The organism is Natrinema sp. LN54, assembly GCF_052439245.1.
Classification (GTDB): domain Archaea; phylum Halobacteriota; class Halobacteria; order Halobacteriales; family Natrialbaceae; genus Natrinema; species Natrinema versiforme_A.
Genome location: NZ_JBQVRP010000001.1, coordinates 468,166 through 491,161, shown reverse-complemented (window position 1 = coordinate 491,161; position 22,996 = coordinate 468,166). Strand labels below are relative to the sequence as shown.

The following is a 22,996-nucleotide window of genomic DNA, read 5'->3' as shown; positions in this document are numbered from 1 at the left end:
ACGATAATACTTTTCCATTGGCGTCCGAAATCCTTGACTATGTCTGACGACCTCAAGAAAGGGCTCGAGGGTGTGTTGGTTGCCGAATCGGAGCTCAGTTCGATCGACGGTGATGCCGGTCGGCTGATCTATCGCGGCTACACGATCGAGGATCTGGCTCGGGGCGCGAGCTATGAGGAAGTCCTCTACCTGCTCTGGAACGGCCACCTCCCGACCGAAGACGAACTCGAGCCGTTCGCGGACGCCCTGATGGACGAACGCGAGGTCGACGACGACATCCTCGAGACGATGGAGAAACTCGCCGCGGCCGACGAACGGCCGATGGCCGCGCTCCGGACTGCAGTCTCGATGTTCTCCGCCTACGAACCCGAAGCCGACGCCGATCCCGAGGACCTCGACGCGACGCTGCGGAAGGGCCGTCGGATCACGGCCAAGATCCCGACCGCGCTCGCGGCCTTCGAGCGCTACCGCCTCGGTGAGGAGCCCGTCGACCCCCACCCGGATCTGGGTCTCGCCGCGAATTTCCTCTACATGCTGACCGGCGAGGAGCCGGACGACATCGCCGCCGAGACGTTCGATCAGGCGCTCATCCTGCACGCGGACCACGGCCTGAACGCCTCGACGTTTACCTCGATGGTCATCGGCTCGACGATGGCCGACATCTACAGCGCCGTGACCGGCGGCATCAGCGCCCTCTCGGGGCCGCTCCACGGCGGCGCGAATCAGGACGTCATGGAGGTCTTGATCGAGATCGACGAGAGCGACCTCGACCACCGCGAGTGGGTCGAACAAGCAACCGCCGAGGGCCGTCGTATCCCCGGCTTCGGCCACCGCGTCTACAACGTCAAAGACCCCCGCGCGAAGATCCTGCAGGAACGCAGCAAGGAACTCGCGGAAAACGGCGAGGACAAGTGGTACAACTACACCACCACCATCGAGCAGTTCCTCACCGAGGAGAAGGGCCTCGTCGAGAAGGGAATCGCACCGAACGTCGACTTCTACTCCGGCTCGGTCTACTACCAGCTCGGCATCCCGATCGACATGTACACGCCAATCTTCGCCATGAGCCGCGCCGGCGGCTGGATCGCCCACGTCCTCGAGTACCAGGATGACAACCGCCTCATCCGCCCGCGCGCCCGCTACACCGGCCCGCAGGATCAGGCGTTCGTCCCGCTCGAAGAGCGGTAACGCACGCCCGAGTCCGATTCCGTTTTGCTCTCGGTTTCGCTGCTCGTTTTCGCGCCCGGTATCAGTACGCGCAAGCCCCTCGAGCCCGAACGAACACTCGTGGACGTCTTCGTCTACGGTACGCTGACGGACCCCGACCGCGTTCGGACCGTCCTCGAGACGGACGCCTCGACCGCGGCGGACGCGTTCGTCGGCCGCGCGACCCTTGAGGGGCTCCACCGGGTCGACGGCCGGTATCCGACGCTCGCGCCCGGCGGTAGCATCGACGGACGGCTGCTCGCGGTCGACGACGCGGGACTCGAGCGACTCGACCGGTACGAGGGAGTCGAGGACGGACTCTACGTGCGAGTCGCGGTGCCAGTGGCGGGTCAGGACGACGACCTGCAGGAAGCTGCGGAGCGGGGCCGGGACGACGAACGGTGCTGGGTGTACGTCGGCGACCCTGACCGACTCGGCGTCGACGCGACGTGGCCCGGCGACGGCCCGTTTCGCGAGCGAGTGCGATCGTTCGTTTCGCACACCGATCTCGCGGTTCGGAACCACGAATGACGCCCGTCTGTCCTCCGTCTGACGCCACCTCTACCCCGTCGCCCTCTCGCGGTTTCACTTCCACCGCGGGTGCATGAGATTTATATGGTCAGGGTCCCCTTCTCCAGTTGCACGTCACACGCCGTGCATTCCCTGTATTCCCTGTCGTGCTGTCCAGGTTTGACAGCACATCGCTGTTGGGGGGACGACGGTGCGGGCCCGGCGACAGGCTCTCCCGGTCCCCGACAGTAATCCTTACACCGCACGCCGAGTAGACGGTCGTATGCTGGAACTCGACGATATTCTCGAGGCGCGCGAGCGAGTCCGAGCGACGGCTCGGCACACGCCGCTCGAGCACTCCCACACCTATTCGGCGATGACCGGGGCCGATGTCCGCCTGAAACTGGAGACCTTCCAGCGGACGGGCGCGTTCAAGATCCGCGGGGCGACGAACCGGATCGCGACCCTCTCCGAGGCCCAGAAAGACGCCGGCGTCGTCACCGCGAGCGCGGGCAACCACGCACAGGGGGTCGCGCTCGCGGCCACGCGGTCGGGCGTCGACTCGAAGATCGTCATGCCCGAGCACGCGCCGATTTCGAAGGTCAAAGCGACCAAGAGCTACGGCGCGGAGGTCGTCCTCTCCGGCCGGGACTACAACGCAGCCGCCGAGCGCGCCCACGAGATCGAACGCGAGGAGGACCGCACCTACGTCCACGCCTTCGACGACGAGTACATCATGGCCGGGCAGGGAACGATCGGCCTCGAGATACTCGAGGACTGCCCCGAGGTCGAGACCGTCGTCGTCCCGATCGGCGGCGGCGGCCTCATCAGCGGCATCGCGACCGCGATCAAGGAGCAAAAACCCGACACGCGGGTGATCGGCGTCCAGGCCGACGGTGCCTCGAGCGCCGCGAAATCCCTCGAGAAAGGCGAGCGAATTTCGCTCGACGGCGTCGACACCATCGCGGACGGCATCGCCACCCGCAGCGTCGGCGAGCAGACCTTCCCCTACATTCAGGAGTACGTCGACGAGGTCGTCACCGTCTCCGATCCCGAGATCGCCGTCGCGCTGGTCTACCTGCTCGAGCGCTCGAAGACCCTCGTGGAGGGCGCGGGCGCGGTTCCCCTCGCCGCGGTCCTTTTCGAGAAATTCGACTACGCCGAGGACGAAGTCATCGTCCCCGCGCTCTGTGGCGGGAACATCGACCTCAACACGCTCACTAACGTCATCGTCCGCGGCCTCGTCGAGACCGGTCGCTACCTGAAGATCAGAACCGTCCTGAAAGACAGGCCCGGCGCGCTCGAGGACCTGCTGGACATCTTCACCGAACACCGGGCGAACATCTACGCCATCCACCACGACCGGACCTCCCGCGACGTCGAGATGAGCGATACGGAGGTCGAGATCGAACTCGAGATGCGCGGCCCCGACCACGTCGACGCCTTCCTCTCGGCGCTCCGGGACGCGGGGTACGAAGTCGACGTGCTCGCCTGAGTCCCTCTATTTGCCGGATTCGCTGTTGTCATCGACTGACTCGCGGCTCGGGTCGGCTGCCCGCCGATAGGCCCGTAGCGTCGTCAACGCTGTGAGCGGTTCCCAGCGCTCGAGAATCGCCGAGGACCCGTCAAACGGCGGCCGGTTATCTCCGATCGGGTAGTCAGCCCCGAGCTTCCAATGGTCGATCCAGCCCTCGCCAGTCGACTCCAGTTCGCGCTCACGACCATCGTTCACATTATCTTCCCCGTGATGAGCATGGGCCTCGCGCCCTTTCTCGTCTACTTCACGTGGAAGTCCATCCGTTCGTCCGACCCGCTCTGGGAGCGCCAGCGACGCTTCTGGACCCGGCTCTTCGCGATCAGCTTCGTCGTCGGCACCGTGACGGGCCTCGTCCTCGAGTTCGAGTTCGGGACGAACTTCGCGGCGTTTTCGACGTTCGCCGGCGAACTCTTCGGCGGTCCGCTGGCCGTCGAGGGGATGATGGCCTTCTTCCTCGAGGCCACGTTCCTCGGCGTCTTCGTCTTCGGCCGCGAGAAGGTCGGCGACGCGCTCTACATGTTCTCGGCGATCGCCGTCGGTCTCGGAACGTGGCTTTCGGCAGTCTGGATTCTCATCGCAAACTCGTGGATGCAGACACCGCGTGGCTACGAACTCGCCCAGCGGAACGGGCAACCGGTCGTGACGCTCGTCGACCCCGTCGCGGCCTACCTCAACCCCCGATTCCCGTGGCTGTTCGTCCACATGCAGTCCGCCGCCGTTCTCTCGGTCGCGCTCTTCATGGCCGGCGTCGCGGCGTACTTCGTCTATCGCTCGAGCGACGGTGGCACCGAGAGCGGCGAGACGGCGGATTCGGGCGACGAGAGGGCGGACTCGAGCCCCGATCCCAGCGCCGTCGAGACGACTGCTGGATCTGACGACGCCCGCTTCTGGCGAACGACGCTGAAGATCGCACTGGTCGTCCTCCTCGTGACCGCGCCGTTTCAGGTCGTCCACGGCGACTCCTACGCGCGCCACGTCGCCGAGACCCAGCCCCAGAAGTTCGCCGCCATGGAGGCCCAGTACGAAACCGAAGCGCCGGCCGCGCTTCACCTGCTCGCGATTCCGACCGATCCGAGCGCCTTCACCGACCCCCGCGCGGAGAACCTCTGGACGGTCGATATTCCGGCGATGGCGTCCGTGTTAGCCAGCGGGGGCGATCCGTCCTACGAGGTGACCGGCCTCGACGAGTTCGAGGGCTCGCCGCCGGTCGCGATCGTCTTCTGGTCGTTCCGCGCCATGGTCTTGCTCGGCTTCTGGTTCGTCGGACTGGCGCTGTGGAGCGGCTACCGCTGGCGGCGTGGCGACCTGTTCGACGATCAGCGGCTCCACCTCGCCTTGATAGGCTCTGCCCCGCTCGGTTTCATCGCCGTCGAGACCGGGTGGGTCGTCACCGAGGTCGGTCGCCAACCGTGGGTCGTCCAAGGCTTGCTCCGGACCGAAGACGGCGTCTCACCCGGACTCACCGGCACCGAAGCGACGCTGACGCTCGCTGGCTTCGCACTCGTCTACACCGCCCTGCTCGTCGGCTACGGCTACGTCGTCCGGCGGCTCGTTCTGGCCGGGCCGCCCGAAGTCGAATCAGCCACCGGGTCGACGGCGGGGCGGAAACCGAACCCGGAACCGACAGCGGACTCGAGCCCGGACGACGAGACGGCGTCGGCTCCGGAGGTGTCGACTGATGACTGAGCCCGTCAGCGCGACGCTCCCGCCGGTCGCGCTCTCGAGCCCGATCGACTTGCCGACGCTGTGGGTCGCCGTCGTCTTCGCGTTCCTCGGTACGTTCCTCTTCCTCGACGGCTTCGACTTCGGAGCCGGAGCGCTGTTCGCGACCCGAACCGACGAGAAAGAGCGCGAGCGTATCCTCGCGGCGATCGGCCCCTTCTGGGACGGCAACGAGGTCTGGCTGGTGGTCTTCGGCGGCGGCCTGTTCGCGGCGTTTCCGCCGCTCTATGCCTCTCTCTTCAGCCGCCACTACCTGCTGCTCTTCGGCGTGCTCGGGGCGCTCATCTGTCGCGGCCTCGCACCCGAGTTCTACGAGCAACGCGAGGACGAGGCGTGGCAGCGCTGGTGGGGCCGCGCGTTCGTCGTCGGCAGCGTCACAGCGCCGCTGTTGCTCGGCGTCTTCGTCGGCAACTGGCTGCTCGGAACGACCGTCACCGAGGCCCCCGCGACCGTGCTCGTCGGCCTCGCCGTCGTCGCGCTCACCGTCGTCACCGGCGGTGCCTTCGTCGCCCTGAAGACCGACGGCTCGCTCGCGGCCGACGCCCGGACGTGGGGGCTGCGCGCGCTCGCCGCCTATCTCCTCTCGCTCGTCGCGGTCTTCCTCGCACTGGTCGCTCGGCCTGCCGTTCGACCCGCCCTGCTCGAGCCCGTTCCGTTGGCGCTCGTCGCCGTCTCGAGCGCGGTAGGCGGCGGTTACGCCCTCGCGATCCGGCGCGAGCGAGACCGCACCGCGTTTTTCGCGGCCGGCGGACTGACCTACGCGCTGGTCGCGCTCGTCGCGGTATTGCTGTTTCCGACGCTCGACCCCGCGACCGGGCTTACCGTCACCGAGGCCGCGATCTCGTCGCCCGCGATCGGTCTACTGACGCTGTCCGCGGCCCTCCTCGTGCCGCTGGTCTGTGTCTACTTCGCGGTCCTCTACTCGACGTTTGCTGGACCGGTCGAGGCCGAAGGGTACTGACCGACCCATCGGTCTCGGATATTGACAGCGATCCGGACCTCGAGGCTTTAAGCGCGGTCGGATACACGCTTCGGGTATGAAACGAATCATCGAAACCGACGACGCGCCCGCTGCGGTCGGCGCGTACAGTCAGGCGGCCGGGAACGACTCGCTGCTGTTCACCGCCGGGCAGATCCCCATGACCGCCGACGGCGACCTGCTCGACGACGAGCCCATCGCAAACCAGACCGAGCAGGCGCTGTACAACCTCGACGCCGTCCTCGACGAGGCCGGCGCGAGTTCCGAAGACATCCTCAAGGTGACCGTCTTCCTCGACGATATCGACGACTTCGAGGCGATGAACGAGGCCTATGCCGACTACTTCGACGACCAGCCGCCGGCCCGCAGCGCCGTCGAGGTGTCCGCGCTGCCCAAGGGCGTCGGCGTCGAAATCGAAGCGATCGCGTCCCTCGAGGACGAGGCGTAGCCCACCGTGAGCGGCTATCCGGCCGGACGGATGGGGGTCGACCCGCGGGCGAAATCCGCCGCCCTGTGGGGTCTCGTCGGCTTCCTGTCCTTTCTGGTACTCGTCCAGAGCTACGCCCTGCTCGCGACACCGATCGTGACGATTACGGGCGCGCTGGGACTCGGACTGGTCGTCGGGCTCGCCGTGGGGATCGGGGCGTACGTGCTCGAGCCGCGACTCGCTGCGCGGGCGGCCGATCGCCGGACGGAGTAAACGTATCTCGTAAGGGTTAAACGACGGACCCGGTTAGGATGACGTGAGCCAGGATGGCCGAACGGTAAGGCGCACGCCTGGAAAGCGTGTTCCCTTTGGGATTCAGGGTTCAAATCCCTGTCCTGGCGTTTCTGTCGCGAACAACATCGTGAGCGACAGATACCCAACGAAGGGTTTGAACACGCGAGTCGCATGCGGTCGAACGAAGTGAGACCGATCGTCTCGCATCTGTTCAAATCCCTGTCCTGGCGTTTCTGCCGAAATCAACCGACGAGCAACGCGAGTCGCGATTTCGGCGAAACGTAACTGTCGGGATTTGAATCAGGGAGGTCGCGCACAGCGAGTGCAACGAGCGAGCACGTCCGACCGTGGTTCAAATCCCTGCCCTGGCGTTTCTGTCACTGTAAGTCAGTGAACGAATTCGCCGCGACGGCGCGGCGAATTCGTGTAACCGTTACAGTGACAGTATATTCTGTCGCGAACAACATGAGCAACGGCTCTCTCGAGCGAGACTGCGTCGACGAAAGGGTAGGGGTACGGATGGAGCGCGTTACCGCTCGAGTTCGACAGGGGAGTCGGTCGCGATCCAGCAGTCAGGGTCATCCGGGTCTCTGAGTTCCAGCCGACCGCTCTGACACACCACCATTTCGTATCGGTCGTTCACGATGACCCCGACGAGGACTCCACCGGGATCGGATATCGTAACAGGGCCCGTACCGGTTGCTCGAGTCGGCGTAAGGGCCGCATACTGACCATGGGGCGGCGATTGTCGGTCGGTCGTCGGAAACGCCCGAGACGGGACACGCCTTTGGTCCGGCGGCCCGAGGAACAGGTATGTGCGGTCGCTACACGCTCGTCGTCGAGCAAGCGGACCTCGAGTCGCGGTTCGACGCCCGGTTTCGTGAGGGCGAGTTCTCCCCTCGCTACAACATGGCTCCCGGACAGGAGCTCCCGGTGATTACGAACGAGGAGCCGGAGACGTTCCAGCGCCTCGAGTGGGGGTTGGTGCCATCGTGGGCCGACGACGACAGCGGCGGGCTGATCAACGCGCGGGCCGAGTCAGTCGACGAGAAGCCGAGTTTCGAGGCGGCCTACGACCGTCGGCGGTGTCTCGTCCCCGCGGACGGGTTCTACGAGTGGGTCGAAACTGACGACGGAAAACGCCCCTATCGGGTTACCTTCGAGGACGATCGGGTGTTCGCGATGGCCGGCCTCTGGGAGCGCTGGGAGCCGGAAACGACCCAGACGGGCCTCGACGCGTTCGGCGGCGGCGTCGCCGACGACGCAGAGAGCGGGCCGCTCGAGACGTTTACGATCATCACGACCGAGCCGAACGACCTCGTCTCGGAGCTGCACCACCGGATGGCGGTGATCCTCGAGCCCGATGCCGAACGGCGGTGGCTCTCCGGCGACGCCGGCCGCGAGGTGCTCGAGCCACACTCGGCCGACGGGATGGCGGCGTATCCGGTCTCGACGGCGGTGAACGATCCCGCGACGGACGAGCCGTCGCTGGTCGAGCCGCTTTAGGGACGGTCCTCGAGCCCGGCGAAAACAGCCGAATCGCTTACTGCAGTTCGTCGATGAGTTCGCGAGTCGACCGGCGGACCGCCTCGTCGCTCGAGAGGCGGGGCTCCCAGCCCAGCGCCGAGAGCTTCTCGATCGAAAGGCGCATCTTCGGTACGTCGCCGGTCCAGCCGCGCTCGCCGCCGGTGTACTCCCGCTCGGGGTCGACGCCCAGTTCCTCGGCGACGATGGTCGCGATTCGATCGACCGAGGTCGTCGTGCGGGTGCCGAGGTTGTAGGTGTTCATCGCGTCGTCGGCGGTATCGATTACGTGCAGCATGGCGTCGAGACAGTCCTCGACGTGGAGGTAGGACTTCTCCTGTCGCCCGTCGCCGAGGATGGTCAGCGACTCGGGATCGTCCTGCAACTTCTCGATGAAATCCGGAATCACCGCACCGCGGAGCCGCGGGCCGACGACGTTCGCAAAGCGGAAGTTCCAGACCGTGAGGTCGTGGCTGTGGGCCCGCGCCGAGAGCAACCCTTCGTCGGCCAGTTTGCTCGCGCCGTAGGCGCTGATCGGCTCGAGGGGCGCGTAGTCTTCCGGCGTCGGCCGCGGAGCCTCGCCGTAGACCGTCGACGAGGAGGTGTAGGCGATGTCGGTCACGCCGGCGTCGGCCATCGCCTCGAGGATGGTCCGGGTCATCCGCGTGTTGTCGTCGAACTGGCCGTGGGGCCGGTCCGTATCGACGTGTTTCGACGCCGCGAGGTGGAAGACGAGGTCGATATCCTCGAGGTGGCCGGCGATCGCGTCGGGCTCGGTCAGATCGCCCCTCAGGAAGTCGGCCTCGTCCGGAATCCGGTCGGCGTCGCCGTTCGATAGGTTATCGACGACCGTTACGGCTGTGCCGTCCGCGAGGAGGCGTTCGGTGAGGTGCGAGCCGATGAAGCCGGCACCGCCCGTCACGAGCACGCGTCGGTTCGAGATGGCCATGGTCGATGGATCACCGACGCGGTGTTAATCCCCATGTCAGATTTCGCTGGCAGAGAGACGGCGAAACGCGCCGCTCGTCGCGACTGCAACCCGAACGAACAGAAGAGTCGCTTAGACGCCCGTCGAGTACCGCAGGAGGCCGGCGAAGCCGCCGAACGCGTTCAGCAACTGTTCGCCCTTCTCGAAGTCCGTCGAGATGAACTTGGTCTCGGTGCCGCGCTGTTCGGCGATCTCGATGAGGTGGTCGATGGCGTCCTCGCGGTCCTCGTCTGCCGCCTCGACCTCGGTGCCACACTCGGTGCAGGTGTGGGTCGGCGTCGACTTCCGGCGGTCGACGACCTCGCGCTCGGTGGTGCCACAATCGGGACAGTCGTAGGTGATCACGTCCTTCCGGAGGTCCTCGCTGATGAGCAGTCGGTCGACCGACCCCATCATGAGGTTCCGGCGGGTCGGCTCGAACCCGTAGGTCGCCAGATCGCCGGCGTTGAGTTCCTCGAAGAACTCCTCCATCACCTTCTTGTCCTTCATCACCTCGGCGTCGGCCAGCGCGTCTTCGGCGTTGTCGACGAGGTCTTTCAGGCCGGACTCGTCGGTGTAGGCCACGTCGAACTTGCCCAGTACGGTGTCCTGCAGTTCGTGGTGGAGGTAGTCGCCGTCGAGGAACTCGTCTTTGGTCGGCGAGGGACCGCCGACGAGAATGCCGTCGAGTTCGTGGCGACGGGGGACGAACAGGTCGTTCGCCATCCCCGCGACCTCCTGATAGAAGTTGTCGATGGCCTCGAGGCGCAGGCGGGCGAATCGCTGGGCGGACTGGCCACCTTTTCGCTGCTTGCCGGGGACGAGCGAGGAGGCGGACTTGACCGGTTCGATGCGCTTGCCCTTCAGCCAGCCGACGTTCGCCTCGCGGCGATCGAGGACGATCAGGCCGTAGAGGCCCTTGTCGGCGAGCATCTCCTCTAGGGGCTCGGTCAGGAAGTCCGAGTCGCAGTGATAGCGGAACGACTCGATGGGCTGGGGCGGACTCTCGAGGACTTTCGTGACCATGTCGGTACGGCCGCCGCCGGAGTCGACGGCACCGGAAAAGAGGACGATGCCGTTGTCCGGTGGGAAGGTGTCGTAGTACCGCAGCCGGTCTTTGATACTCGTCAGCGCGTCCTGGACGGCCGTTCGCGTCTGTTTCGACTTGATGTTGGCCGCTTCGCTGTGTTCCTGCGTGACGTGTTGGACGACGTCACTGATCTGTCTATCGTCTGGAATGTAGATCGTCACGAGCTGCGTTCCGGAGCCGTCGTAGTCCTTGAGATCCTCGATGACCTTCCGGAACTCGTACTTTTTCCGGTCGGATTGCTCCTGCTCGCCCTCCTGGCTCATTACCCGTATAAAACGGGGCTGTGGGTAAGAATCCTTTGACACACCTGTCGACGTGGGACCGAGTCCCCCGGAGGCGCGGAACCGAATATCGGAACGAGATGTGTCAGATCCCGCTAAAACGGAGTCGACCGCGGCTCGCGGTACCCCCGTGTGGCCGATCTGTCGGCCGCTCGCCACGACTCGCGAGGTGTGGTGACGATTTAAGGTGTTCCCGTTCTAGGATCCGGACAGTACCCGAGTATGTCTCACGAGACGGTCTACGCCATCGCGAGCGGGAAAGGCGGCGTCGGGAAGACGACGACGACGGTAAACCTCGGCACGGCCCTCGCAGAGGCCGGCGAGCGCGTCGCGATCGTCGACGCCGACCTCGGCATGGCGAACCTCGCCGGGTTCGTCAGCCTCACCCCCGACTCGATCACCCTATACGACGTGTTAGCCGGAGATGCATCGATCGACGACGCCACCTATCGACTGGCGGACAATATCGTCGCCGTGCCGAGCGGCACCAGCCTCGACGAGTACGCCGAAACGTCCCCCGAGGGACTGCGCGAGGTCGTCGACGAACTGCGGTCCCAGTTCGACTACGTCTTTCTCGATGTCGGGGCCGGTATCAGCCACGAGACCGTCCTCCCGCTGGGGCTCGCCGACGCCGTCCTCCTCGTCTCGACGCCCGAACCCGCCGCCGTCCACGACTCGACGAAGACCCTCGAGTTGACCGATCGGTCCGGCGGAACCGTCGCCGGGCTCGTCCTCACCCGGACCCGCCCGGACGGCGATATCTCCCACGAGGAGATCGCCGACCGCCTCGAGGTGCCCCTGCTCGGCACGATCCCCGAGGACCCCGCGGCCCGCGACAGCGTCTACGCGGGGACGCCACTGGTCGTCTTCGAACCCGACGGACCCGCCTCGGCAGCCTACCGGCGGCTCGCAGCGGACCTGACCGGCGTCGACGTTCCGGTCCCGACTGGAGGCGACGGGAGCGGTGCGGACGACGACTCCACCCCCGCTGACTCTGCGCCGGATCAGGCGGGCGCTACCGCCGAGTCGACCGCGGCCGACTCGGAGACCGATGACGATACCGACGGTCGACAAGCGGCACACGACGACGTCTCGAGTGCGATCACGGAAGCCGAGTCCGATCCCTGATCTCGGCTCCGTCGACGGGCCCGATCGGTCCCGAAATCGGTCGGTAAGGAGCGCTTTCCGTCGTGAACTCGTCTCTCGGCTCGCTCGTTTTTCTCGAACGGAGCGATTACCACCGGCCCGTGACTGTCTTCGCCGGCTGACCGTCGTGACCGGACTCGCTCGATCTGTCGCCGGAACGCACTCTTTTCGATCCGTTTGTCGGTCGTTTCCGAGACGATTTCGACGCGCGCAATCGGCCGAACGAGTCGGCCTCGAGGACAGAAACGGTAACGAACTGATTACTAATCATGGCGGTTCCCGATGGGTCGTCCATGGAGCGACGAAAGATCCTCCTCGGCAGTGGCGCAGCGCTCGCAACCGTGCTCGCGGGTTGTTCCAGTGACGAGACCGGCGATGACTCCGAGTCGAACGATGACGACGACGAATCACTCAACAACGACGGCAGCGACGATACCAACGAGACCGACGATAAGACCGACATTCCCGGGCTCGACCGCGACAAGATGAAAGTCGACAGCGACAAGCTGTCGATCAAGGACGTCAACAAGGACTCCGACACGGTCGACGTCGTCGCGACGACGACCACGACGGATCCCGAGACGCTGCGAGCGGAACTCCAGTCCCTCGGCGAGACGGTCGCCGCGGCGATCACGGATCCCGAAGCGTTCGCCACCGAGGTCAACAGCGTCACGTGGGTACTCGAGTCCGACGGCGCGAAGGTGATGTCGTTCTACGTGGACGTCCAGTGGGCGCTCGCGTACATCAACGACGAGATGAGCGAAGACGAGTTCGTCGAGACCGTCCTCGCGACCTCCGACGAAACGCAGTAAGTGGCGACGCGGTTACAGTAACCGGTGTTGTTCTTTCGGCCCGAGACGGACAGCCGCGAGTCCGTCGAACGTGTCTGGTGTCGGCGGACAGTAGGAGTGGTAGAAGATCAGCGGCCGCTCACATCGACCGCGGCGCGGCCACGCCCATGATCGAGAGGGCGTTCGCGACCGCGTGTTTCGAGGCCGCGACCAGCGCCAGCCGCGCCTCGCGGACCTCGGGGTCGACGTCGTCGGCCAGCACCGGACACTCCCGGTAGAAGCCGTTGAACCGGTCGGCGAATTCGCGGGTATAGGTCGCGATCTGGTGGGGCTCGAGGTCGTCCGCGGCCTCGTCGACGACCGCCGGGAACCGCGCGATCGTCTCGAGGAGGTCCCGTTCGGCCTCGGTTGCGAGGAGGTCGGCGTCGACGGCGGTCTCGACGTCGTCCATCCCGGTCTCGGGGTCGATCCCCGCCTCCTCTAAGATGCCACAGCAGCGCGCGTGGACGTACTGGACGTAGGGGGCGGACTGGGCCTCGAAGTCGAGCGCGCGGTCCCACTCGAAGGTGATCGCCTTCGTCGGTTGCTTGGAGACGATGTCGTAGCGGACCGCGCCGATCCCGACCTGATGGGCGATGCGTTCGATGTCTGCCTCGTCCAGATCGTCGTCGCGGATGCGGTCGTCCAGCCGGTCCTCGACCTCGTCGCGGGCGCGGTCGATCGCCTCGTCTAACAGATCGTCCAGATCCACGCCGGTCCCGCGGCGCGTGCTCATCTTCCCCTCGGGTAGGTTGACGTAGGAGTAGAGGACCTGCCGGAGCCCGTCGGTGTCGTTGCCCAGCAACTCCAGGGTCGTCCGGACCTGCTTCGCTTGCAGTTTGTGGTCCTCGCCGAGCACCGTCACCGCGCGGTCGTAGTTGTCGAACTTCCACTCGTGGTGGGCCAGATCGCGGGTGGCGTAGAGGGACGTGCCGTCCGATCGCAGGAAGACGAGGTTCTTGTCGATCCCGTGGTCCTCGAGTTCGAGCTGCCACGCGTCCTCCTCGTAGACCGATTCGTCGAGGTCCTGCAGTCGGTCGACGAGGTCGTCGGTGTCGCCGTTGCGCATGAACCGCGTCTCCTTGACGAACTCGTCGAACTCGGCGGGCAGGCGCTCGAGACACTCCGTCATCCCGCCGAGCACCTGATCGACGACCTCGCTGACCCGCTCGTAGGCCTCGTCGTCGCCTTCCTCGAGCCCCTGCATGATCGACTCGATCTCGGCCTCGGCTTCCTCGACCTCGGCTTCCGGCGCGTTCTCGAGGTAGGCGTTGCCCTTGCGGTAGTAGCGCACGAGGTCGTACTCGATGCGGTCGCGCTCGGGTTCGCTCTCGAGGTCGTCCTCGTCGAAGGTCTCGTAGGCCCACGTGAAGACGGCCATCTGTCGGCCGGCGTCGTTGACGTAGTAGTGGCGGTCGACGTCGTAGCCGGCGAAATCGAGCAGATTAGCGACGGCGTCGCCGATGATCGGGTTTCGGGCGCGCCCGACGTGGACCGGCCCCGTCGGGTTCGCGCTCGTGTGCTCGACGACGACGCTGGTGTCGCGGTCGGACAGGTGGCCGTAGCCCTCGTCGGTCGCGTCGCCCAGCGTCTCGGCGAAGTACGCGTCGCTCGGCAGGAAGTTCAGATACGGCCCCTGCGTCTGAATCTCGGACACGTAGGTCAGTTCGTCGGCGTCGACCTCGTCGGCGATCTGCCCGGCGACTTGCGGCGGCGGCGCGCCGGCCTCGCCGGCGAGTCGGAACGCCACGCTCGAGGCGAGGACGCTCTCGACGTCCTCCGGGGGTTCTTCGATTCCGAGGTCGTCCGTCGGGAAGTCCAGTGTCGAGAGCGCCCGCTCGAGGGCGTCCTCGACCTCCGCGCGCAGGGAGAGGAACATACCCGCCCGTATTCAGGGCTCGAGTAAAGGAATGTCGGGTTTCGGTTGCGGCGGTCAGTTGATCGTCTGTCCGTCGAACGACAGTTCGCGGTCCGAGCCGTCGGATCGCTCCGAGTCGTTCGGCAGTTCGGCCTGTACCTTCTCGATCAGGAGATCGAGCGCCATCCGATTCGCACCCTCGGGAATGATCACGTCGGCCTGCTTCTTCGTCGGGGCGACGAACTGCTCGTGCATCGGTTTGACCGTCCCGAGGTACTGGTCGATGACGCCCTCGAGGTCGCGGCCGCGCTCGATGACGTCGCGTTCGATCCGGCGCAGGATGCGGACGTCCGCGTCGGTCATCACGTACACCCGCAGGTCGAGCATCTCGCGGATCTCCTCGTCGTAGAGCGACAGGATTCCCTCGAGGACGATGATGTCCGAGGGCTCGACGGTGACGCGTTCGTCGGTGCGGTTGTGCAGTTCGAAGTCGTACTGGGGCATCTCGATCGACTGGCCGGTCAACAGCGCGTCGAGTTGCTCCCGGAGCAGTTCCCACTCGAACGCGTCGGGGTGGTCGTAGTTGATCTGCTCGCGTTCCTCGAAGGCCAGATGCGAGAGATCCTCGTAGTAGTTGTCGAGCGGGATCCGCGTAACGGCCTCGCCGACGGTTTCCGCGACCGTGCGTGCGACCGTCGTCTTCCCGGCACCCGTGCCGCCGGCGATCCCGATTGCGAACGACGGTATACTCATCGTCCGGACCTGGGTCGGGTCGCTAATGAATCCCTTGATCCAGCCCTGTACCGCTCGTCCCGGAGACGTCGGCGATGAAATCTACTCGAACAGCGCGGCGGCCTCGCGGAACCGCGCCTCGTGAACCGGACGGAAGGTTTCCTCGGAGGCGTCGAACTCGGCCGGCGTCCAGAAGCGGGCGTCCGTCGCGTCGCTCCCCGCGATCGGTTCGCCCTCGGCATCGGCGCGGTCGGCCACGTAGTGGACCGTCACGACGTGTTTGCCCTCTCGAGGCGGCATCGCCGACGCGCCCAGGATCTCGAGGTCGGCGGGATCGACGACGACCCCGGTCTCCTCTCGGAGTTCGCGGGCGGCCGCCGTCGCCGGCTCCTCGCCGGTCTCCATGTGGCCGCCGGGGATCGTCCACTCGCCGACGCCCGGCGGGACGCCGCGTTCGACGCAGAGTACGGCGGGCTCGGGGCCGGTGGCGTCGACCACCGCGACGCCGGCACAGGGAACCGGGTTGTGCCAGACGATCGCCTCGCAGTTCGGACAGCGCATTCGCTCGCGGGTCTCGATCGGTGTCGACTCGAGGCGGGTACCGCAGTCGGGACAGAACGTCGGCGGTCGGCTGACCATGGTTAGAGGGTTTTCAGTCCGCTGCCGGTCAGCGGGACGACGACATCGTCGTCGGCGGCGATGGCGCCGTCCTCGCGGTACCGCTCGAGGGCCGCCGGCGCGACCGCGCAGGTGGGCTCGACGTAGAACCCGCCGCGGTGGAGCCGATCCAGTGCGGTCTCGATCGGGTCCGAACCGAGCGCGATCGCGTCGCCGTCGGTCTCCTCGATCGCCTCGAGGATCTCGGTGCCGCGGGCGGGTTCGGTGATCTGGATGCCGTCGGCGATGTCGGTTCGTTCCCCCTCCGCGTCGGTGGTGTCGCCGCCGAGCGCGGCGACGATGGGGGCGTAGCCGGCCGCCTGCGCGCCGAGTAGGCGGGGCATTCCGTCGACGATACCGGCCTCGTTCAGCAGCGAGAAACCGCGGTAGGCGCCCAGGAAGAGCGTTCCGTGGCCGACCGGGAGGACGACGGCGTCGGGTACGGTCCACCCCTGCTGGGCGGCCACTTCGAACGCGAACGTCATCGTCCCGGCGTAGAACGCGGGGTTCCACGCGTGGCTGGCGTACCAGCCCTCGCCCGTCTGATACGGGGCGTCGCCGTCGGCCGCCGACCCGTCGCCGCTCGCGTCGCCTTCGACGGCCTCGAGACAGGCCGCGGTCACGTCCTCCCGCGTCCCCTCGACGCGGACCGGCCGGGCGTCGGCCCGCTGGATCGCCATCAGCTTCGACTGCTTGACGTCCGCCGGGACGTAGATGTCCGCGTCCAGCCCCGCTCGAGCCGCGTAGGTCGCGATCGACGCGCCGGCGTTGCCCGAGGAGTCCTCGACGACTTTCTCGACGCCGAGTTCGACGGCCCGCGAGAGGGTCGTCGTCGCGCCGCGGTCCTTGAACGACCCCGTCGGGAAGACGTACTCGAGTTTGAACTCGGCGTCCCAGTCGGGGGCGTCGACCATCGGCGTAAAGCCCTCGTAGAAGGTGACGTGCTGTTCGATCGGGAGGAACTCGAAGAACGTCCAGAGCCCCTCGCTGGTGTCGAGGCTGTGCAGCGGGAGCGGATCGCCCTGCGGATGGGGCCGTTCGGTGAACTCCAGTGCGTGACCGCAGCCACAGCGCCACGGTTCGTCCGGGCCGGCCTCGTAGACGGCTCCGCAGTCGGGACAGGTGAGGTCGGCGGCCATCTCAGTACTCACCGATGTCGGTCCCGACCGAACAGACGTACTCGCCGGTTGCGACCTGCGGGAGCCGCCGCGCTCGCCAGAGGATGCCGTCGTTGTCGGCCGTCACCTCGGCTTTCGGCTCGCCGAAGGGCGTCGTCACCTCGAACAGCGTCTCGCCCGGCCGAACGCGGTCGCCGAGTTCTTTCCGGAGCGTCACGAGCCCGCCGGCGGGAGCGCCGTACTGCTCGAACCCTCTGGCCCGGGTCTGGGTCTCGAGCGGCTGGGCTCCCTCGAGGAAGTTGTAGTAGCGGAGCACGTTGAACACGCCCTCGACGCCCTTGCGGATGCTCTCCTCGTCCCAGCCGACGGCCCCGCCGAGTTCGGGGTCGACGGTCGGGATGCCGTCGTCGGGGGCCGCGCGGGCCAGTTGACCGTCGGGTCCCTTCTGGTCGAGCACGTAGCCGCAGCCGAAGGCCTTCGCCAGCTCGAGACACTGGTCGTGGAGCCGGTGGCGTTTGCCACAGCGGACCCGCACCTCGTCGAGCATCCGGCTGGTCGATCCCTGATGGAGGTCGAGGATCAGGTCCGCCCGGGTCGCGGCGTCGAACGTGGCGGCCGCGATCCGCTCCGTCGAGGTGCCGCCCTCGTTGCCCGGGTAGGCGCGGTTCATCTTCGTGTCGTCGATCGGATTGCGGTGTTCGGCGACCTGAAACGCGTGGTAATTGACGATTCCCACGATGAGGATCGTCCCCGAAATCTCCGCGGGATCGAGCCGCGGCACGACCCGCTGGATCACGCCGACGCCGTTGAGTTCGTCGCCGTCACTGGCCGCCTGCATATAGAGCGTTTTTCCGGAATCTGCCCCGTTCACTACGGCGACTGGCAGTCCGAACGGGCTCCCATCCCGCGTCTCGCCGACCTCGAGACGCCCCGTCTCGATCTCGCCGGGAGACGCGCTCGCCGTTCCGAGCGTCGTCGTCATATGTCCACCACGATGGAACCGTCTGCCTTTATACTATCCTTTGATCCCGCACGGCGGGCACTCGAGACGGGGACAAAGGGGCAATCCGAACCGCTTCCGTCGCCGCGGATGTCGGCCGCCTTGTGACACGCTCGAGGCCGCGTTCTCAACTGCTCAACACGGCCCGGAGCGCGAACCGGAGGTTCTCTCGTCGTTCCATGACTCGCCGGTAGAAGTAGGACTTCCAGCGGTCGCCGTAGGGGACGTACTGCCAGACCTCGTATTCGTCGGCCAACTCGTACTGGGCCTCCTCGCGTACACCCATGAGCATCTGGATCTCGAAGTCGGTGCCGTACCGCTCGTGGAGTGCCGTCGCGTGCTCGATCATCGCCGGATCGTGGCTCCCCACCGCGATGCCGCCGTCGTAGTGTTCGAACGCGTACTCGAGCAGATCCCGATACTCCCGATCGATCCGCGCTCCGTCCGTGTAGGCCACGTCGGCCGGCGGATCGTACGCCCCCTTGACGAAGCGGACCTTGCCGGGAACGTCGGCGAGCCGTTTCGCGTCCGCTCGAGTCCGTCTGAGGTTGGCCTGCAGGCAGATGCCGACGCCGCCTCCGTGTTCGCGGGCGAGCGCCTCGAACGCGTCGAGGGTCGCGTCGGTCGTCGTGTGATCTTCCATATCGATCCAGACGAAGACGCCGTGGTCGGCCGCGGCGTCGACGATGTCGGCCAGTTCGCTCCGAAACACGTCCTCGCCGATGTCGAGTCCCAGTTGCGAGGGTTTGACCGAAATGCAGGCCTCGAGCCCCGAACCCGTGATATCGGCGACGAGGCGGCGGTATTCAGCGGCGTCGGCTTCGACGGGCTCGCGGTCGTCGTAGTGCTCGCCGAGGAGGTTGACGATGGCCTTCACGTCGCGGACGTTCACCCCGCGGACGTGCTCGAGCGCTTCGGCAGGAGATTCCCCCGCGACGAACCGGTTCGCGATGGGCGGGATCATATCAGAACGAAAGACCGCCACGCGTAAGGCTGTTCCTCCGTTTCTCGAGCGCTCCGATTACGGGCCCGAAAAGAAGGGGACGACTACTCTTCTTCGACTCCCAGCAGCCGTTCGCGCATGGTCCGTTCCCGGGCCCGTTCGGCCAGCAGCACCGAACACTCGATGTCCTCGAGCACGTCTAAGATCAGCGAGCCGCGGACGATCCGGGAGAGCAGCCCCTCGCCGGTCGCCCCGATGACGACCAGCGTCGACTCCGTGGCGGCCTCGGCGATGGCCGTCTCGACATCGCCGTCCTCGAGCCGGAGTTTGGCGTCGGCGAGGCCGTTCTCGGCGGCCCACTCCTCGAGGAACTGCTCGCCCTCCTCGGGGGACTCGCCGTCGGTGAGGACGTGCAATAGCGTCACCTGCGAATCGAACTCCTCGCGGAGCAACCCGGCGACCTCGGCGCTGAGCTCCGAGTCGGGGCCGCCCGCGGTCGGGACGAGGATGCGGTCGGGGTCGAAGCCCCGCTCTTTCAACACGAGGAAATCACAGGGGAGGTCGTGGGTCAGTTCGTCGATGCGGGACTCGGCGCGGCCGTGTGCGGTCGGTCCCCAGCCCATGACGACCTGATCGGCCTCGAAGGCGCGGGCGGCGTCGAAGACCTCCTCGAACGAGCGATGCGAGAGGACGGTGTGGGTCTCGACCGGCGCGCCGAACGTCTCGGCGTCGGTCCGGGCCTGCTCGAGCAACTTCTGGGACTCGGCGTCGAGGCGGTCGTTCTCCTCGGCCCGCTCGAGCGGCGTCTGGTCGGGCACTTGCACGATGTGGACCGCGTGGACCGTGCCGCCACGTTGCTTCGCGACGGCGCCGGCGAGCGTGATGAGGTCCTTCTCAGTCCGCGGGTTCGAGAGGGGGACCATCACGCGGAAGTCCTCACCGGTCGCGCCCGCGTCGGCCGCCTTGGCGGCGTCGGGACGGACCGTGTCGGCCGCGGCCACCGCAGCGTCGGGCATCTCCTCGGACCGGTCGAGGATCCAGCCGGCGAAGACCCCGGCGCTCTCGACGTGCTGGCGGGCGTACAGCAGGTACCACACCGCCGCGAAGACGACGAGCCCCGCCGAGAGCGCGATGACGAGCGGTTCGATGTACGCGATCAGCGCGAACGACGAGATCGTCCCGATGATCGGGACGATCGGGTACAGCGGCACCTCGAAGTCGGGATCGTAGTCGGCGGGTTCGGCCTCCCGCATGACGATCAGCGCGATGTTCAACAGGCCGTAGACGATCAGGTGCAACACCGAGCCGGCCGTCGAGAGGATCTCGAGGTTGCCAAAGAGGAGGAAGACGATGATGAGTCCCCCGGTGATCAGGATCGACTTGTACGGCGTCCCGAAGCGGGGGTGGATCTCGTTGACCGACGGCGAAATGATCTTCTCCCGGCCCATCGCGAAGTTGATCCGCGACGACGAGAGGATCGACGCGTTCGCGCTCGAGGCCGTCGCCAGAAGACCCCCGAGCAGTAGTAGCCCCCAGCCGAGCGTCCCCAGACCGAATCCGAAGACGCTGTACTGGCCGAACAGCAATTCGGCGGCCTCGACGACGGCCGTGTCGTTGTTCGCCACGAGCTCGTTGGGCACCGCCGACAGCAGGACGAGGAGGAACAGGGCGTAGACGACCGTGACGATGACGACCGAGCCGATGACCGCCAGCGGGAGGTTCCGGCCGGGGTCTTTGATCTCCTCGGCGACGGAGGTGATCTGGACGAAGCCGAGGTAGGAGACGAAGACGATGGCGGTGACCGGGAGCACCTCGCCGGTCGTCCCCTCGGGCGCGAGCGGCCGCAGCGACTCGAGGTCGGCGTTCAGGAGCCCGACGATGGTGAACACGCCGAGGATCGCGAGCAGCGTGAGCACGATCCCGATCTGGAGGCCGCCGGTCTCCTTGGCACCCATGTAGTTGATCGCGATAAACAGCGCCGCGCCGACGAGGCCGATCGTCTGGGCCGCCGAGACCGTTACCGGGCCGAGCCCGAGCGCCGGTGCGCCCACGAGCTGGTTGACGTACTCGCCGAACCCGTACATGTAGAACGAGGAGGCAAACGCCAGCCCCAGCCAGTTCGCCCAGCCGCTGATCGACCCGAACAGCGGGCCGAGCGCGCGGTTGATGTAGAAGTAGGCACCGCCGGATTTCGGCATCGCCGTCCCCAGTTCGGAGGCCGACAGCGCCGTGAACAGCGCGGTGACGCCACCGATGACGAAGGTGAGCGCCGCGAGCGGCCCCGCTCGAGCGACTGCGGTTCCCGGCAGCACGAAGATACCGGCCCCGATCATCGTCCCGATACCGATCGCGATCGCCGAGAGCAGTCCGAGGTCCTTCGCGAGTTCTTCGTCGGCGCTCATGTGGGTCCACCCCACTCGTCTCCGCCCGCGTCGCGCCGTCTCGTTCCCGGTTCCCGTCGGCTCCTTGCGCTCGATACCGACTGTCGCGGCGGACCGCACGCGTGATTTCGGGCGTTCATTGATCCGAACTTGTGTAGGTGCCGGTGATAAACTCCCTGATTGGACTGCTGGATCCGTATTCTCGTGGCACTCTATTGACGATCACTGAGAATACGATCCCATCTCGTTCGGATTCGAAATTGGAACCGGACGACGAGAACGGGCGTGGTTCCGTGAGCGATTCGTCGTTCGGCCTGTCGTTCGAGTCGACCTGCGTAGTCAATAACTGTATACAGACTGCATGAATATTGTGGACAAGCTATTTATAATTGTTTCACCTGCCCATACGTATGACGGCAGGACCGCCGATAGACGAACTCCACTTCGCGGACGCACCGACCGTCGACGACGTGCCCGGGCCGAACACGCGGGCGCTGCTCGAGAAACAGCGCGAGATCGACAGCAGCGCGGTCGCCTACCCGGACGACATCCCGATCGCCTTCGATGAGGGCAAGGGCGCGACGGTCCGGGACGCCGACGGCAACACCTACATCGACCTCTTCGCGGGCATCGGCGTGCTCAACGTCGGTCACTCGAACCCCTACGTGCTCGAGGCGGTCCACGAACAGGCCGACAAGTTCGTTCACACGGTCGACTTCCCGACCGAAGCGCGACTCGAGTTGATCGAGAAACTCGACGAGATCGCGCCCGACGGCCTGCAGGGCCAGAACAAGGTCGTCTTCGGCGGCCCCACCGGCAGCGACGCCATCGAGGCGTCGATCAAACTCTCGAAGTACAACACCGGCGGCGACGGCCTGATCGCCTTCCGCGGCGCCTACCACGGCGCGACGACCGGCGCGATGAGCGTCACGTCGAACAAGAAATTCAAGGGAGAGTACACGCCGCTGCTCTCCGATGTCGTCCACGCGCCGTATCCGCACCCGTTCCGACAGGACAAGACCCCCGAGGCGGCGGTCGATCACGCGCTCGAGGAGGTCCAAGCCATCGTCGAGGACCCCTACGGCGGGCTCGCGAATCCCGCGGGGATCATCGTCGAGCCGATTCAGGGCGAGGGCGGCATCGTCACGCCGCCGAAAGGGTTCTTGCAGGGACTGCGCGACATCGCCGACGACAACGATGTCACGCTCGTCTTCGACGAGATCCAGAGCGGCCTCGGCCGCACCGGCCAGTGGTGGGCCAGCGACTGGGACGGGGTCACCCCAGACGCGATGACCTCCGCGAAGGCGCTCGGCGGCGTCGGCTTCCCGCTGTCGGCCACGATGTACCACGAGGAACTGGATACGTGGGGGCCCGGCGACCACGCCGGCACCTACCGGGGCCACGTCGTCGGCATGCGGGCCGGCACCCGCGCCATCGAGTACATTCAGGATCACGACCTGCTCGCCCACGCCCGCGACCTCGGCGAGTACATTCAGGGGCGGCTCCGCGAGGCCGGCGAGGGCAACGACCGACTCGCTGATATCCGCGGCAAGGGCCTGTTCATCGGCGCGGAGTTCGTCGACGCGGACGGCCAGCCGGACGGCGACCTCGTCGACGCCATCCAGCAGTACTGCTTCGAGCGCGGCGTCCTCGTCTGGACGGCCGGTCGACACGGCAACGTGCTCCGGTTCCTGCCGCCGCTGGTGCTCACCCACGATCTGGCCGAGACGGCACTCGACGTGGTCGTCGACGCGATCGACGAGGTGACCGCCGAAGCGAAACGGGCCGCCTGAG

Annotated in this window: 20 protein-coding genes and 1 tRNA gene; 12 read left to right on the top strand and 9 right to left on the bottom strand. The window is 66.4% G+C overall.

The features are described 5' to 3' along the window. Positions 1-39: 39 nt before the first annotated feature. From citZ to ACT4ML_RS02450, 9 genes are all read left to right on the top strand, one after another. The gene (gene citZ, locus ACT4ML_RS02490) at positions 40-1,188 is read left to right on the top strand and encodes a citrate synthase (RefSeq protein ID WP_444719439.1); all 1,149 of its coding nucleotides are present in this window, start codon (positions 40-42) and stop codon (positions 1,186-1,188) included. Between the two features lie 99 nt (positions 1,189-1,287). After that, positions 1,288-1,737, top strand: coding sequence for a gamma-glutamylcyclotransferase family protein (locus ACT4ML_RS02485; RefSeq protein ID WP_444719879.1), 450 nt, complete (start codon positions 1,288-1,290; stop codon positions 1,735-1,737). A gap of 262 nt (positions 1,738-1,999) precedes the next feature. Then, complete coding sequence (gene ilvA, locus ACT4ML_RS02480) at positions 2,000-3,211, top strand: threonine ammonia-lyase (RefSeq protein ID WP_444719438.1); 1,212 nt, start codon at positions 2,000-2,002, stop codon at positions 3,209-3,211. A gap of 180 nt (positions 3,212-3,391) precedes the next feature. Beyond that, positions 3,392-4,939: a cytochrome ubiquinol oxidase subunit I gene (locus tag ACT4ML_RS02475; RefSeq protein ID WP_444719437.1), complete on the top strand. Its 1,548-nt coding sequence runs from the start codon at positions 3,392-3,394 to the stop codon at positions 4,937-4,939. Further along, the gene (locus ACT4ML_RS02470; protein ID WP_444719436.1) at positions 4,932-5,936 is read left to right on the top strand and encodes a cytochrome d ubiquinol oxidase subunit II; all 1,005 of its coding nucleotides are present in this window, start codon (positions 4,932-4,934) and stop codon (positions 5,934-5,936) included. The genes ACT4ML_RS02475 and ACT4ML_RS02470 overlap by 8 nt, the downstream gene beginning before the upstream one ends. A gap of 76 nt (positions 5,937-6,012) precedes the next feature. Next, positions 6,013-6,402 (top strand): Rid family detoxifying hydrolase, encoded by a 390-nt coding sequence (locus ACT4ML_RS02465; protein WP_138244043.1) that lies wholly within the window; start codon positions 6,013-6,015, stop codon positions 6,400-6,402. 6 nt (positions 6,403-6,408) lie between these two features. Further along, positions 6,409-6,654, top strand: a complete 246-nt coding sequence (locus ACT4ML_RS02460) for a hypothetical protein (protein ID WP_444719435.1) — start codon at positions 6,409-6,411, stop codon at positions 6,652-6,654. A gap of 47 nt (positions 6,655-6,701) precedes the next feature. Then, positions 6,702-6,782: transfer RNA gene (locus tag ACT4ML_RS02455), tRNA-Ser, on the top strand. 706 nt (positions 6,783-7,488) lie between these two features. Continuing rightward, complete coding sequence (locus tag ACT4ML_RS02450) at positions 7,489-8,181, top strand: SOS response-associated peptidase (RefSeq protein ID WP_444719434.1); 693 nt, start codon at positions 7,489-7,491, stop codon at positions 8,179-8,181. 37 nt (positions 8,182-8,218) lie between these two features. Here the strand turns inward: ACT4ML_RS02450 and ACT4ML_RS02445 are convergent, their stop codons facing one another. Both ACT4ML_RS02445 and prf1 read right to left on the bottom strand, forming a co-directional pair. Further along, positions 8,219-9,148 carry an NAD-dependent epimerase/dehydratase family protein gene (locus tag ACT4ML_RS02445; RefSeq protein ID WP_444719433.1) on the bottom strand — a complete coding sequence of 310 codons (930 nt, stop codon included), beginning with the start codon at positions 9,146-9,148 and terminating at the stop codon, positions 8,219-8,221. 111 nt (positions 9,149-9,259) lie between these two features. Next, entirely contained in the window at positions 9,260-10,519 is a 1,260-nt protein-coding gene (prf1, locus tag ACT4ML_RS02440) for a peptide chain release factor aRF-1 (RefSeq protein ID WP_444719432.1), read from the bottom strand. Between the two features lie 240 nt (positions 10,520-10,759). Between prf1 and minD the strand changes: the two genes are divergently transcribed. Beyond that, positions 10,760-11,665 carry a cell division ATPase MinD gene (gene minD, locus ACT4ML_RS02435; RefSeq protein ID WP_444719431.1) on the top strand — a complete coding sequence of 302 codons (906 nt, stop codon included), beginning with the start codon at positions 10,760-10,762 and terminating at the stop codon, positions 11,663-11,665. 311 nt (positions 11,666-11,976) lie between these two features. After that, complete coding sequence (locus tag ACT4ML_RS02430; protein ID WP_444719430.1) at positions 11,977-12,495, top strand: hypothetical protein; 519 nt, start codon at positions 11,977-11,979, stop codon at positions 12,493-12,495. Positions 12,496-12,613: 118 nt separating this feature from the next. Here the strand turns inward: ACT4ML_RS02430 and argS are convergent, their stop codons facing one another. From argS to ACT4ML_RS02395, 7 genes are all read right to left on the bottom strand, one after another. Beyond that, positions 12,614-14,392, bottom strand: coding sequence for an arginine--tRNA ligase (gene argS / locus ACT4ML_RS02425; protein WP_444719429.1), 1,779 nt, complete (start codon positions 14,390-14,392; stop codon positions 12,614-12,616). Positions 14,393-14,446: 54 nt separating this feature from the next. Beyond that, complete coding sequence (gene udk, locus ACT4ML_RS02420; RefSeq protein WP_444719428.1) at positions 14,447-15,124, bottom strand: uridine kinase; 678 nt, start codon at positions 15,122-15,124, stop codon at positions 14,447-14,449. Between the two features lie 81 nt (positions 15,125-15,205). After that, positions 15,206-15,742, bottom strand: coding sequence for an NUDIX domain-containing protein (locus tag ACT4ML_RS02415; protein WP_444719427.1), 537 nt, complete (start codon positions 15,740-15,742; stop codon positions 15,206-15,208). Between the two features lie 2 nt (positions 15,743-15,744). After that, on the bottom strand, positions 15,745-16,899 hold the full coding sequence (locus ACT4ML_RS02410) for a threonine synthase (RefSeq protein WP_444719878.1): 1,155 nt from the start codon (positions 16,897-16,899) through the stop codon (positions 15,745-15,747). 1 nt (position 16,900) lies between these two features. Next, positions 16,901-17,860, bottom strand: coding sequence for a succinylglutamate desuccinylase/aspartoacylase family protein (locus tag ACT4ML_RS02405; RefSeq protein WP_444719426.1), 960 nt, complete (start codon positions 17,858-17,860; stop codon positions 16,901-16,903). A 145-nt stretch (positions 17,861-18,005) separates the two neighbouring features. Then, positions 18,006-18,842, bottom strand: a complete 837-nt coding sequence (locus tag ACT4ML_RS02400) for a proline dehydrogenase family protein (protein WP_444719425.1) — start codon at positions 18,840-18,842, stop codon at positions 18,006-18,008. Between the two features lie 83 nt (positions 18,843-18,925). Next, on the bottom strand, positions 18,926-21,223 hold the full coding sequence (locus ACT4ML_RS02395) for an amino acid permease (protein ID WP_444719424.1): 2,298 nt from the start codon (positions 21,221-21,223) through the stop codon (positions 18,926-18,928). A gap of 389 nt (positions 21,224-21,612) precedes the next feature. On the opposite strand from ACT4ML_RS02395, the gene ACT4ML_RS02390 reads away from it, so the two are divergent. Continuing rightward, positions 21,613-22,995, top strand: a complete 1,383-nt coding sequence (locus ACT4ML_RS02390) for an aspartate aminotransferase family protein (RefSeq protein WP_444719423.1) — start codon at positions 21,613-21,615, stop codon at positions 22,993-22,995. Position 22,996 lies beyond the last annotated feature (1 nt).